Source organism: Pseudidiomarina aestuarii (genome assembly GCF_048263735.1).
In the GTDB taxonomy this organism is placed as follows: Bacteria; Pseudomonadota; Gammaproteobacteria; order Enterobacterales; family Alteromonadaceae; genus Pseudidiomarina; species Pseudidiomarina aestuarii_B.
This window is the reverse complement of the sequence record NZ_JBLXDX010000006.1, coordinates 59,331-71,627: the sequence shown is the minus strand read 5'-3', so window position 1 is coordinate 71,627 and position 12,297 is coordinate 59,331. Positions and strand designations below refer to the sequence as shown.

11 protein-coding genes are annotated in these 12,297 nt (G+C 49.6%); 5 read left to right on the top strand and 6 right to left on the bottom strand.

The genetic code is table 11. The annotated features are described in order from the left end of the window. The first annotated feature begins 497 nt into the window (after window positions 1–497). Together ACN0S4_RS11860 and ACN0S4_RS11855 are read left to right on the top strand one after the other, a co-directional pair. A complete protein-coding gene (locus tag ACN0S4_RS11860) occupies window positions 498–3,215 on the top strand; it encodes an Ig-like domain-containing protein (protein WP_417657886.1) in 2,718 nt (905 codons plus the stop codon). Between the two features lie 35 nt (window positions 3,216–3,250). Further along, window positions 3,251–4,705 (top strand): OmpA family protein, encoded by a 1,455-nt coding sequence (locus ACN0S4_RS11855; protein WP_417657885.1) that lies wholly within the window; start codon window positions 3,251–3,253, stop codon window positions 4,703–4,705. Window positions 4,706–4,775: 70 nt separating this feature from the next. Here the strand turns inward: ACN0S4_RS11855 and ACN0S4_RS11850 are convergent, their stop codons facing one another. Next, the gene (locus tag ACN0S4_RS11850) at window positions 4,776–5,516 is read right to left on the bottom strand and encodes a Crp/Fnr family transcriptional regulator (protein ID WP_417657889.1); all 741 of its coding nucleotides are present in this window, start codon (window positions 5,514–5,516) and stop codon (window positions 4,776–4,778) included. Between the two features lie 271 nt (window positions 5,517–5,787). Here ACN0S4_RS11850 and ACN0S4_RS11845 point away from each other — a divergent pair, with 271 nt between their 5' ends. Continuing rightward, complete coding sequence (locus ACN0S4_RS11845; RefSeq protein ID WP_417657884.1) at window positions 5,788–6,360, top strand: YceI family protein; 573 nt, start codon at window positions 5,788–5,790, stop codon at window positions 6,358–6,360. Between the two features lie 58 nt (window positions 6,361–6,418). On the opposite strand, the gene ACN0S4_RS11840 is transcribed toward ACN0S4_RS11845, so the two are convergent. From ACN0S4_RS11840 to cyaY, 5 genes are read right to left on the bottom strand one after another with little or no spacing between them, the layout of a single operon-like run. Further along, window positions 6,419–7,576 carry a heme biosynthesis HemY N-terminal domain-containing protein gene (locus ACN0S4_RS11840; RefSeq protein WP_417657883.1) on the bottom strand — a complete coding sequence of 386 codons (1,158 nt, stop codon included), beginning with the start codon at window positions 7,574–7,576 and terminating at the stop codon, window positions 6,419–6,421. Beyond that, window positions 7,573–8,721, bottom strand: a complete 1,149-nt coding sequence (locus ACN0S4_RS11835) for a uroporphyrinogen-III C-methyltransferase (RefSeq protein WP_417657882.1) — start codon at window positions 8,719–8,721, stop codon at window positions 7,573–7,575. Before ACN0S4_RS11835 ends, ACN0S4_RS11840 begins: the two co-directional genes overlap by 4 nt. Beyond that, complete coding sequence (locus ACN0S4_RS11830; protein WP_417657881.1) at window positions 8,718–9,500, bottom strand: uroporphyrinogen-III synthase; 783 nt, start codon at window positions 9,498–9,500, stop codon at window positions 8,718–8,720. The genes ACN0S4_RS11835 and ACN0S4_RS11830 overlap by 4 nt, the downstream gene beginning before the upstream one ends. Before the next feature lie 52 nt (window positions 9,501–9,552). Then, window positions 9,553–10,494, bottom strand: a complete 942-nt coding sequence (gene hemC, locus ACN0S4_RS11825) for a hydroxymethylbilane synthase (RefSeq protein ID WP_417657880.1) — start codon at window positions 10,492–10,494, stop codon at window positions 9,553–9,555. Next, on the bottom strand, window positions 10,491–10,817 hold the full coding sequence (gene cyaY, locus ACN0S4_RS11820; RefSeq protein ID WP_417657879.1) for an iron donor protein CyaY: 327 nt from the start codon (window positions 10,815–10,817) through the stop codon (window positions 10,491–10,493). The genes hemC and cyaY overlap by 4 nt, the downstream gene beginning before the upstream one ends. An 87-nt stretch (window positions 10,818–10,904) precedes the next feature. Between cyaY and lptM the strand changes: the two genes are divergently transcribed. Further along, on the top strand, window positions 10,905–11,048 hold the full coding sequence (lptM, locus tag ACN0S4_RS11815; protein WP_417657878.1) for an LPS translocon maturation chaperone LptM: 144 nt from the start codon (window positions 10,905–10,907) through the stop codon (window positions 11,046–11,048). Next, window positions 11,038–12,297: a diaminopimelate decarboxylase gene (lysA, locus tag ACN0S4_RS11810; protein ID WP_417657877.1), complete on the top strand. Its 1,260-nt coding sequence runs from the start codon at window positions 11,038–11,040 to the stop codon at window positions 12,295–12,297. Before lptM ends, lysA begins: the two co-directional genes overlap by 11 nt.

The following is a 12,297-nucleotide window of genomic DNA, read 5'->3' as shown; positions in this document are numbered from 1 at the left end:
GCGCCGATGGTAGTGTGGGGTCTCCCCATGTGAGAGTAGGACACCGCCAGGCTTCAAATAAACAAACCTCAGCCCAATGGGCTGGGGTTTTTTTATTTCCAATCAGACGAAGGTGTCCTACTCTCGAGTAGGGCGAAGCAGGGAATTCGAAAGCCTAACAATTTAGGCTTTCGCCTGCGCAGCGGGGCGAGCTCTGCGAGTCCCTGGCAAACCGCCAGGCTTCAAATAACGAAACCCCCAGCATCACGCTGGGGGTTTTTTTATGTGAAAAGTAAACTGAGAACAGGGAATAGCAAACCTAAACACTAAAAAGAGCCCTCTTTTAGGTTTTATCTTTTCTGTTACCTGCTCCCTATTCACTGTTCACTATTTCTTACTAAGTGCGTCACCGCACAGACAGTCCTCTCAGATCAGCAGATAGTTGCCGTCGAACCGAACCTTGTATCACACAGATGTGGTCGGCAATGCAGTGCAATTATATCGAGAGGATTTATCTTATGTGCTCCAAACTATCTAGCTTCTATGGCATCAATAAATGGCTGATGCTGGTTTTGATCAGTACTTTTTTGGCTGCCTGCGGAGATGATGGACGCGATCCTATTCTCGGCAATGACGGCAATGTTGCTTTGTCACCAACCGTGACTGCGGTTACGCCTGCAAATAATGCGACGAACGTTGCGGTAACGGGTGCGCAAGTTACTGCGCAGTTCAGTCAATCAGTGAATCCGTTGACGACTAGTACATTTACCCTGACTTGTGCAGGCCCATGTACTAGTCCTAGTGGGACGATCACGATGAATGGAGCGAGTAACGTTGCTACCTTCAATGTGACGAATTCTGCGGTGCTAAGTGAGTCCACTGTATATACCGCAACTATTCATAGTGCGACGAGTAGCGTTAATGGCTTAGTCCTGGCTAATCCATACACATGGTCATTTACTACCGGTTTAATACCGGATACGACCCTACCTCGCGTTACCGCAACTGATCCAGACACAACCTCGCCTGGACCTACCGCGAATGTTCCAATAGATACCGCTATAGCAGCAGTATTCAGTGAGAACATGCTAGCCACAACAATTAGCAATAGTAGTTTCACTGTAACTTGTGCAGCACCATGTGTGGCGCCAGCTGGTGAAGTTTCTTATGACGTCGGTAGTCGTTCTGCCATCTTTACTGCAGAGCAGGATCTCGAGTATGAAACGACGTATACCGCTACTGTGGAGAGCTCAGTAACCGACCTTGCAGGCAATCAACTTGCTGGCAACCAAGGCTCTGCGACCACCGCTAGCGATTATGAGTGGCAGTTTACGACCGGTGTTGCACCGGACACAATTATGCCACGCATCACCGCGACGGTGCCGTTAACGACCGTTCCAGGCCCAACGCCAGCGACACCAGTGAATACGCTGGTTTCAGCGGTATTCAGCGAAGACATGCTGGCATCGACCATCACTGATGCAAACTTCACCGTAACCTGTGAAGCTCCTTGTGTTAGCCCAACCGGTGACGTGTCTTATGAAACCTCTGCGGCAACTGCAGTATTTACACCGGATGCAAATTTAGAGTGGGAAACTACCTATACCGCAACGATGAGCAATTCAGTGACTGACCTTGCTGGCAATGAATTAGCTGGTAATCAAGGTGCCGCATCTGAATCTAGCGACTATGTTTGGGAATTCACGACTGGCTTAACTCCTGATATCACGCGTCCCCGCGTGACATTAACAGAGCCATTAACGACGACTCCTGGGCCAACCGGTAATGTTCCAGTGAATACGGCTATTACCGCGATATTCAGTGAGGATATGCTGCCAGCTGGCGTGACCGACACCAGTTTCACAGTAACCTGTGAAACACCTTGTGTATCCCCAGTTGGCGAAGTGACCTATGTTGTAGGTTCACGGAGTGCAGTATTCAATCCAGACCAAAATCTCGAAGAATCGGCAACCTATACCGCAACATTAGCTAGTACCATTACTGACGTTGCTGGTAATGAACTTGCAGGTAATCAAGGTTCAGCGACTGCGGCTAGCGATTATGTTTGGGAATTTACAACGGTCGCGCCAATGCCAGTGAATACTATTTCCGTCATGGAAACAGATCCTCTGAATGCGGGTATGCTAGCGGTTTGTCCAAACGCTAGTATCAATGCAACCTTCGAAATTCCGTCAGGAACTCGTCTGAATCCGACCACAGTCAACGACATGACGTTTCTCATTACTGAAGATGCTGATCCGTTAAATACTGTGACCGCTGAATCAATCGAGATTGATGTCGATACTGGCACCATCATTACCTTCATTCCACAACAACAATTAGACGAAGATGTAACCTATCGTGCGACCGTTGTCGGTGGTGTTAATGGTGTGAAAGACCTCATGGTGCCAGGCAATGAAATGCTCGAAGACTATGAATGGACGTTTACTACCGTGCCAGCAACCGAGAGTTGTTTGCAGCCTATCGCTCTGCAATCAGCAGCACCGTTTGGTACTTTTGGTGGAACGGCAGGTGTAACCAATCAAGGTTTACTTACCGTTATCAATGGTGACTTAGGTACGACCGCCGTGTCGACTATGGTAACCGGATTTGTTTCTGGTCCTGGTTGTGAATATACCGTAACTCCGCTCAATGAAGGCCAAGTGAACGGTAATATCTTCACTTCTCCACCACCGCCAACGGTTGCGTGTCCGCAGGACGGTACTGCCGTGACTGCTGCGATAGCATTACAAGCTCGTCTCGATGCGCAAGCAGCCTATCTTGAACTCACCCCAGCTAATCTTCCAGGTGGCCAGAACCCAGGCAACGAGAACTTAGGTGGTCTCACTTTAGAGCCAGGTATTTACCGTGCTCAAAGTGGTGCATTCATGATTCAAGGAAGTGATCTGACACTTGATGGAAAAGGCAATCAAAATGCAGTGTTCGTCTTCCAAATGGCGACCACTCTAACGGTCGGTGGACCGGGTGCTGATTTCCCGCAAAGCGTCATATTAATTAACGGTGCTCAGGCCAAGAATATCTTTTGGCAGGTCGGTAGCGCCGCCACGATTAATGCTGCGGGTGGCGGCATTATGAAGGGCACCATCATTGCACAGGAAGGTGTAAGTATCTCTACCGCTGGCAACGTCAATATTGTGACGTTAGATGGTCGAGCATTGTCTCTAGGTGCATCCGTGACGGTCGTAAATACCGTGATCAACGTGCCTGCAGAGTAATGGACAACACCAACAAGGTTTCAGTGGAGAGCAACATGAAAACGAATAAGATTACACAAGCAATAACCGCACTGGTTTTAGCTGGCATGACATTGCCAGTAGTTGCGGCGGATCAAGACGGCTGGTACGTCGGTGCAGGCGCTGGTGCGTCACGCGCCACCATCGCTGAACAGGATATTCGAGCCGATTTAGAAGCTTCGGGTTATGACGTAACCCGATTTCGCTTCGATGATCGTGATTTCGGCTACAAGATATTTGCTGGCTATCAGTTCAACCAATACTTTGCCATGGAAGGCGGGTATTTTGATTTAGGCAAGTTTAATTATGATGCGGAAACGATTCCTTTAGGAGTCAAAACAGGACAGCTGGATTTTCGTGGTTGGAATCTTGATTTTATGGGGATTTTGCCAATTACGGAACGGTCATCACTGTTTGCTCGCATTGGTGCGCACAACAGTAAATCGACCGTCGATTTTGTCGGCACTGGTGCAGTCAATGTCCTAACGCCACATTATCGTAAGCGCAGTACCGATTATAAATTCGGTGTCGGCTATCAATATCAAGTAAGCGAGCATATGGCGATTCGCTTGGAAGCTGAACGCTATCGTATGGATGACGCGGTTGGCAACAATGGCGACATCGACTTTTATTCAATGAATGTGATGTATCGTTTTGGTGGACCGCGCTATGTCGCTGTCGCGCCTGTTTCAGAACCAGCACCAGCGCCCGCTCAAGCGGTCGTAGTGGCTCCTGTTACGGCAACAACAGCACAGTATTGTAGCGCCCTCGAGATTGAATTCGAGATCGCGAATAACGACATTGAGCGAGTCAATCGTGAGCATATGTTAGTGCTAGCTACGTTCTTGGATAAATATCCAGAGACGAAAGCAAAAATCGAAGGACATACAGATAATGTCGGTAACGATGCGGATAACATGAAGCTGTCTAAACAGCGCGCTGAAAGTGTAGTCGACTATCTTGTTAGTGAACACGGAATCAATCGTAATCGCTTAACTTCGGTTGGGTATGGCGAGAGTCGTCCGATTGCTAACAATGCTACCGATGAGGGCAAACAGGCCAACCGTCGCATCGATGCCGTGATTGGTTGTGCGACTGATATCGAAGGTTTGCAGCCGCTTCCAGCACGCATCACATTGGCTATGGAGCTTGAGTTTGCTACGGATGACTCAACCATTCAATCGAAGTATCACGAGCAGTTAGGAACGGTAGCGAAATATTTGCAAACCAATCCTGAATTGACTGCCACAATGGAAGGTCATGCTGATAACTCTACGCCAGAGAAGGCTCAAACTATCTCACGCGCGCGTGCTCAGTCGGTTGCTGATTACTTGGTAAAACACTTTAAAGTGGATCGTTCACGGCTTTATGTTGAGGGTTTTGGCACAACACGTCGAGATTCCTACAATATGACCGCGTCAGGTCGTCAAGATAACCGTCGTGTGAATATCATCATCGGCTATCCTAACTAGTAATAGTCGTTTTGTTTTGTTGAGCGTGTGTCGGGCTAACTGAGTCCGGCACACGTTTTTTATGGGTGCTTTAACGATCGGGAAGATAATGAAGTATGCGTTCACATTCCACTTTGACCACTTCGTAACATTCACACGATAGTGATTCTAATTTGGGTCGGTCGATAACAGTCATGCGGCCCCGGTGATATTCAATCACTCCCAGCTTCTGCAGTTTGCCGGCTGCCACAGAAACACCTTCGCGACGAACGCCAAGCATATCGGCAATGAGTTCCTGCGTCATAGTCAGCACATTTGTTGGAATGCGATCGAGTGATAGTAGTAGCCAGCGGCATAATTGTTGATCAACCGTATGATGACGGTTACAGACTGCAGTCTGAGCCATTTGAGTCATCAATGATTGGGTGTAGCGCAATAGTAAATGGTGTAATTCACTATGCCGATTAAATTCGGTTCGCAGTAACTGTGCAGGCAATCGATAGGCGTGCCCTTCGCTCTGCACTACCGCGCGATTTCGAGTGCTGCCGCCACCCATGAAAAGTGGGACTCCGAGCATTCCATCGTTGCCGACCACGGATATTTCAGCGGAATCACCATTTTCCATGATGTAGACCAAAGAAATAATTGAGTCAGTCGGGAAATAGACGAATTGCAATTCATCACCGGACTCGTAGATGCAGGCACCGAGGTTTAATTTAACCAGCTCGAAGTGAGCCATGAGTCGTGATTTGACATCGTCAGGTATCGCGCGGAGCAAATAATTTTGCTCCGTGAAGGGTAGCTTATTATCATGAGCATCCTGCCCATTCATTGCATTCAAGTTATGCTTCTTAGTTTAGGGAGAATCCAACTAAACATACTAGCTTGTTTAGACAATTTTGTATGCCTATTGTCGCAAAAAGATGCCAACGTCTCCTCGCTCCGCAAGAAAGTTTCTTCAAGCTGTTTCGGTCGGATGAAAGATTCGGAATAATCGAATGGTAAGCGTCATTTTAATCGCTTTTACTTGTATTTAATTGAACTAAAATAGTGTCCTCTGCGTTATTCATACGGTCTACGTTTATTAGATTGAGGAGGGTGTTATGAAAAAATTAGTGCTAGTGGCAGCAATGGCGGCTGCGTTATCAACGACAGCGGTAAAAGCTGAAGATTATGTGATTGATATTGAAGGTCAACACGCGTTTGTTCAATTTAAGATCAGCCACTTGGGTTACAGCTGGTTGCTGGGTGAGTTTAACGACTTCGAAGGTACGTTTAGCTACGATGAAGCCAACCCAGCAGCTGCAAGCGTGAATGTGACCATTGATACCACAAGTATTGATAGTAATCACAAAGAACGTGATGAGCATTTGCGGAGTGACGATTTCCTAGCGGTGGAGCAGTATCCAGAGGCGACGTTTACTTCGACCAGCTATACGCCAAACGAAGATGGTAGCGCTGTATTAGCAGGTGATCTCACTTTACGTGGTGTGACCAAGTCTATCGAGATTATGGTTGACGAAATTGGTGCCGGTCCGGACCCATGGGGCGGCTTCCGACGCGGTTTTGAAGGGTCAGTATCGTTGACTCTTGCTGATTTTGGTATCGATTATAATTTGGGACCAGCAGCAAAAACTGTCGAACTCTATCTCTCTATTGAAGGTGTTCGTCAGTAATCTTGAGTTTACCGCCCTCAGAGCTCTCTATGAGAACTCTCTCTGAGGGCGGACTTGTTTAGTCTTTGGACCATGCCTCGCGGTAGGCATTGACTGCGCCTGCGGTATCACCTTGTGCTTCATAATTACGCGCTAAATCAAGCTGAACACGGGTGGACGGAGCAAGCTCAGCAGCTTTGCGTAACGCCCGCTGTGCCAACGCATAATCACCGGTTTGAAATGCTAACTGACCCAATGCATGAAGCAGGAATGGGTTATCGCCGTCCTTTTTCAATGCATCTTGTAAGTAATCACGCAGCTCTGTGCTGGGTTTCAGCAAGTTTGCTTCAATTAAGTTTGGTAGCTTCAGTTCGTTTCGTTTCAAACCTCGCGCGACCACTTTGCCAGCCGCCTCATATTCATTAAATAGATGCAATGCATTCACGTAAGCGCGACGCACAGCAGGCTGCCGCCGAGTGTCGCGATTGAGGTTCTGCCAAAACTGTTTTAATGCGCCACTACTGCTGCGTCCGTGTTCAACGAACACTTCGTAGTAGGCCTGTTCAGTGAGTGCATCTAAGTCAGTCGCCGATAGCGCTTCTAGACGCTGAGCATTCGGTAACAATTCAATCAGCTGGGTCCATCGATGATGCCGCTGCAGAGCCTTCATCGCCAGTCGCAACAGTTCCGGATGCTGTGGGTGTTTCACAACCAACTCATTCAGTACCGTCAGGTGTTGACCAGAAAGCTCAGGGGTACTGCGCAACGATAAAATGGTGCGTGCAAGTTCGAGCTCATCCGCACGATCCACTTTGGCCAGCCAATCTTGCGCTTGCTTCAAGTCACCGTGTTGTTGCGCGGCATAACACGCAAGCAACGCATCACTGCTGTGTTTGCGTAATTGCCAAGTGCGGTTGAATGCTGCTGAAGCAGCTCGGTAATCGCCGCTCAACAAGTGATTAAGGGCCTCTTGGTAGGCGTTTGCCGCCTTGGTTTCGCGGCGTTGTCCAAACCAACGCATACCCCACTGCGTACCTCGAACGATACGAGCGACAAAGCGCCAGACTGCGCGCAGAATAATGATCGCTAACAGCAGTAGAATAATGGCGGCAACAAGGCTTAACTCAATAGTCCAACCCAGCGCTGAGATGAGCACATAGCCGGTATTTCCAGCCCATAGCGGGCCGAGAATGAGCCCCGCTATCAGAATAATAACAAGAGCGATGCCTTTTCTCATGAGTTAGCCTCCGCCCCTGCGTTACGGGCGAGGCGCTCAATCAAATCTAAAGACTCGAGATCGGCAGGGTAGTCTGGACGCAATTGCAGTTGTTGCAGACTCAACAGTGCCTCGCGAGCTGTTTGAAGGCGCTGGTCTGGGGCATTGCCCAGTGTTTCTAATAACCGTAGCGCTTCTTGAATAGAGGCCTCGAATACTGCTTGGCTGCCTGCTAACGCTGCTTGCTGCGCGAGTTGAAGTTGCAGCAACAAACGCTGTTGCGACAGTGCGACAAAACTATCGCTCAATAGCGGCGTGATCGGCTGTTCTTGCCGTTGCACACGAATAAATTGGTCCATCAACGTCTGACCTGAGCGCTGCAAACTTGCCCACCAACTGTCTACTTCAGGACGTTCAATGGAGTCAGCAAAAGCGCTCACCCGACGCTGATACCAATCGGCATCGGCGAGCTGAGCGCGAACACTAGTGAGAACCATAGCTGCAGATTCGCGCTGATCACCGGGTAATCCGCGCAGCGCCATGATGTCATTAGCAAGCGCTTGACGGGCTGCCATGTGAGCAGGATTATTCAGTGCTTCCAAATGAGATTGTGCGAGCACTAATAGTTGTAATGCGGCGCCTAAATCGTGCTCGATCCATAATCGAGTTGCTGCTCGTTGCACTAAATTACGAGCTTCGAACAGTCGCCATGTTGATGCTTGACTCAAATCAAGGTTAGCAACTTCAGCCTGCACGCTTTGCACTGCACGTTGTAACTGGTCAAGATTCGCAGCTTGTTGGTTGAGTTGGCGTTCGGTGGTGGCAGAAAATGCATCCAGTTGGCTTTGCAATTGTTGTTGTTGTGAGCGTTGCGCGGAGGTCAATCGCTCATCAACAGAGTCCCTTAAGTTCTCTAGATCAGACGCTTGGCGCGTGAGTGTTTGACTTTGTGCCTGCCATTGTGGCCATAAATAATAGTATGCAGCCCAGCTGATCCCACCAATAATGAGTATAAGAATTGCGACAGCACCCCAACCGGAATTTGAACTCGAGCGGGTCTTTTCCTGCGGTTCTTTTGCTTTGGTTGGTTTGGGCTTAGGTGTCGGCTTAGCGTCCGCTTCCGTGCTCAACTTCGCGTCTTTTTCACCGGGTTCGCTTGTGCTCATAATTTTGTGTTCCCTTGATACATCTGAGTTGCTTGTTGCCAGGCTTCAAGCATGGCAAACGTTGCTGCGCTTTGCGCGACCACCGCGCGTTGGCGCAATGGTCCTGGTAGTAATGCGGCGAGCCGGTCACTGGCGACAACCCAGTAACAGTCTGCTAACCAGCTTAGCTGCTCTCGTGGTATTGCTGCAAGAAAATAGCCGAGTTGCTCGGCGCTGCTCACTACAATACCACGGACGTGTTGGTGCCACTGCGCCAATTCCGCCGAGCTAATCGGGTGTGGTTTGCGCTCATAGACTTCGAGATAATCGACTGTAGCCCCACGTGCCGTCAGGGTATCGGCCAGCAATTCACGACCACCTTTACCACGAACAATCAGCCAGCGCTGCCCAGCAATCTGGTTCAATTCTGGTAACGCCAGCAATGCTTCACTGTTATGCACCCGTTGTGGACAAGTTACCGGTCGTGCGACGACACGAGCAATTGCGCGTGCACTAGTGGGGCCTACCGCAAACCAACGTGCTACCGGAGCAGTCAGGTTTTCACGTTGCATTTGCGCTGCTAGAAATCGTGCGGCATTCACACTCACCATCAAGGCACCGGAATAGCGTTTAGCTAACACGTCAGCCGTGCGGACGCGCGGGTCATCAAAGGCGACGACATCGACCATACTGCGAATATGCGTTTCAACAGGTTGCTCGGTTTGCTGAAGAAATTCCTGCTCGAGCGCCTCCGCTTGATCGTGAGGTCTTAAAATTAATACGCCGTGCTTTGTCGTCATCAGGCCCGCCGCTTGCTATGAGAGTTGTCGCTACAAATAAGTGACAACGAAATTATGATTGCAGCTCGTTAGCCGCGTACACGTCTTGTAAAATTTTACCCGCACCACGAGATAGCAAAAACTCGGCTAACTCAGTGCCAAGAGCCTCAGCGTCATCACGATGCCCGCGGATATCTCCTTCAATCACCTCGCTGCCGTCCGGACGCCCGACCAAGCCACGTAGCACAATGTCATCACCCTCAAGTTCAGCAAAAGCACCAATAGGCACTTGGCAACCGCCTTGTAAGCGACGATTCATGGCGCGTTCGGCCAGAACACAACTGCGAGTATCGGGACAGGTCAGCGGTGCTAACAACGCTTTAGTCTCAGCATCATCACTGCGGCATTCAATACCAAGGACGCCTTGCCCATTGGCCGGCAAACAAATATCGACGGGGATCCGTTGTTTGATCCGTGCACTTAAATCGAGTCGAATGAGGCCCGATGCTGCCAAGATAATCGCATCAAACTGCCCTTCATCAAGTTTATTGAGACGGGTTTGCACGTTTCCGCGAAGGTCATGAACCACTAAATGAGGGTAATGCGCCAATAGTTGGCATTTGCGTCGCAGGCTACAGGTGCCAACAATGGCACCTTTCGGCAAATCATCCAGTTGTGCGTACTGGTTTGAGACAAACGCATCGCGTGGATCTTCGCGTTCGCAAATACCGAATAATTCCAGCCCCGGAGGAAATTCAACGGGTAGGTCTTTCATAGAATGAACGGCTAGGTCGGCACGCCCTTCGAGCATGGCAACTTCGAGCTCTTTAACAAACAACCCCTTGCCACCAATTTTCGCCAGTGGCGTATCGAGAATCACATCGCCACGTGTCGACATGGGGAGTAATTCTACGGTGACATCGGGGTGCAACGCTTCGAGTCGCGCTTGAATATGTTGAGCTTGCCACATAGCCAGCAAGCTCTTGCGGGTTGCTATACGTAGCACTCGACTCATGCCGCACCTGGTTTCAGCGTGATCTCAGTGTCTGCTTGTTTACTAGCGGCCTCACTCAACAGTGCCCACAATTCAGCACCCGTGCGATTATCAATCCATTCGGTACCGCGCCATTCGAAGTGGTGACCGTTGAATTTGGTTGCGACCCAGAGTTGCATCAGAGGTGGCTGCTTATTGATGACCATTTTCGTGCCATTGAGAAACGTCAATTCCAAGATATCGCCGCCAGACTCAGTATCGATGTCGACGCCGCAAGCCTCCACTGCTTCTTCAATGGCTACAATAGTTGCTTCAGCGAGTTCGTGATATTCATGTTCTTGCATGTCTACTCCTAATAATGACATTTGCGCGCCGCGATGCGATGATAAGCGCATTCAACGACGCTTTTGCAGATAGAGTACAGTTTAACGATGTTTCGCCAGAAAGTAATGTATCTGATGATTTTAGCAGCAATGCTGACCCTAGTTGGGTGTGGGCAAAAAGCTCCGCTCGACCGTCCACTTGAGCCACCTGCAGAAAACCAGCCGGCAGAGCAGTCAAACCATGACATTTGAGTATCGTAATGGTTCGTTGCATGCAGATGCGGTCGATCTCAACCAGTTAGCTAACGACTACGGTACGCCTTTATACGTGTACTCCGCGCAACAGATCCGTGCCAATTGGAAGCAGTTTGCCGATCACTGGCCACAGCCTCATCAACTCTGCTATGCGGTGAAAGCGAATAGTAACCTCGGTGTTTTGAGCTTACTGGCGCAACTGGGCGCTGGATTCGATATTGTTTCGGGCGGCGAACTCGCGCGAGTCATTGCGGCGGGTGGAAAAGCCAGCGCCACGGTGTTTTCTGGCGTCGGGAAAAGTCGGGAAGAAATAGCCTACGCGTTGGAGCAAGGCATCGGTTGTTTTAATGTCGAGTCTGCAGCGGAGCTTGAGCGAATCAATGACATTGCCGCAGCACAAGGTGTGATGGCACCTGTATCGTTTCGTGTAAATCCAGATGTGGATGCTCAAACGCACCCGTATATTGCGACCGGGCTCAAAGCCAATAAGTTTGGTATTGCCATGCAGCATGCCAAAACGGTAATTCGGCGCGGCGCAGAAATGAGCCATATCCACTTGAAAGGGGTCGACTGCCACATCGGTTCGCAAATTTTGACAACCCAACCGTTTCTTGATGCCGCGGATCGGATGCTTCAACTCATTGCAGATGTGCGCGCAGAAGGCATTGAAATCACGCATCTGGATATGGGTGGTGGTGTCGGAATTCCTTACCAACAGGAAAAATCGCCCGCAGTAAGTGAGTACTTACAAGCGCTGTTAGCTAAGGCTGCCAAGTTCGACAACCTCACGTTGATGTTGGAACCAGGCCGAGCCATAGTCGGCAATGCCGGTGTACTGCTCTCTAAAGTGGAGTACTACAAGCCGGGTGAGGAGAAGAATTTTCTGTTGGTCGATGCAGGCATGAATGACCTCTTGCGACCGGCTTTATATCAGGCCTACCATCAAATTGTTGCAGTCAACGAAGTGCCTGAAAGTGCAGCTTCTGATCGACTCGTGGATGTGGTGGGACCGGTTTGTGAAACCGGCGACTTTTTTGGACATGCGCGACATTTGTCAGCCAACCAAGACGATATCATTGCCATTTTAAATGCGGGCGCTTATGGTTTTACCATGAGTTCTAATTACAATACGCGACCACGCGCAGCTGAAGTTATCGTCGATGGTGACCAGATTCATCTTGTGCGCCAACGTGAACGGTTAGCAGACTTGTGGAAAGGCGAGAGCATCATGGGAGCGAAGCAGTGA

Coding starts and splice junctions, on each gene's coding strand:
- ACN0S4_RS11860 (WP_417657886.1), top strand. CDS start 498: ATGTGCTCCAAACTATCTAGCTTCTATGGCATCAATAAATGGCTGATG.
- ACN0S4_RS11855 (WP_417657885.1), top strand. CDS start 3,251: ATGAAAACGAATAAGATTACACAAGCAATAACCGCACTGGTTTTAGCT.
- ACN0S4_RS11850 (WP_417657889.1), bottom strand. CDS start 5,516: ATGAATGGGCAGGATGCTCATGATAATAAGCTACCCTTCACGGAGCAA.
- ACN0S4_RS11845 (WP_417657884.1), top strand. CDS start 5,788: ATGAAAAAATTAGTGCTAGTGGCAGCAATGGCGGCTGCGTTATCAACG.
- ACN0S4_RS11840 (WP_417657883.1), bottom strand. CDS start 7,576: ATGAGAAAAGGCATCGCTCTTGTTATTATTCTGATAGCGGGGCTCATT.
- ACN0S4_RS11835 (WP_417657882.1), bottom strand. CDS start 8,721: ATGAGCACAAGCGAACCCGGTGAAAAAGACGCGAAGTTGAGCACGGAA.
- ACN0S4_RS11830 (WP_417657881.1), bottom strand. CDS start 9,500: ATGACGACAAAGCACGGCGTATTAATTTTAAGACCTCACGATCAAGCG.
- hemC (WP_417657880.1), bottom strand. CDS start 10,494: ATGAGTCGAGTGCTACGTATAGCAACCCGCAAGAGCTTGCTGGCTATG.
- cyaY (WP_417657879.1), bottom strand. CDS start 10,817: ATGCAAGAACATGAATATCACGAACTCGCTGAAGCAACTATTGTAGCC.
- lptM (WP_417657878.1), top strand. CDS start 10,905: ATGTTTCGCCAGAAAGTAATGTATCTGATGATTTTAGCAGCAATGCTG.
- lysA (WP_417657877.1), top strand. CDS start 11,038: ATGACATTTGAGTATCGTAATGGTTCGTTGCATGCAGATGCGGTCGAT.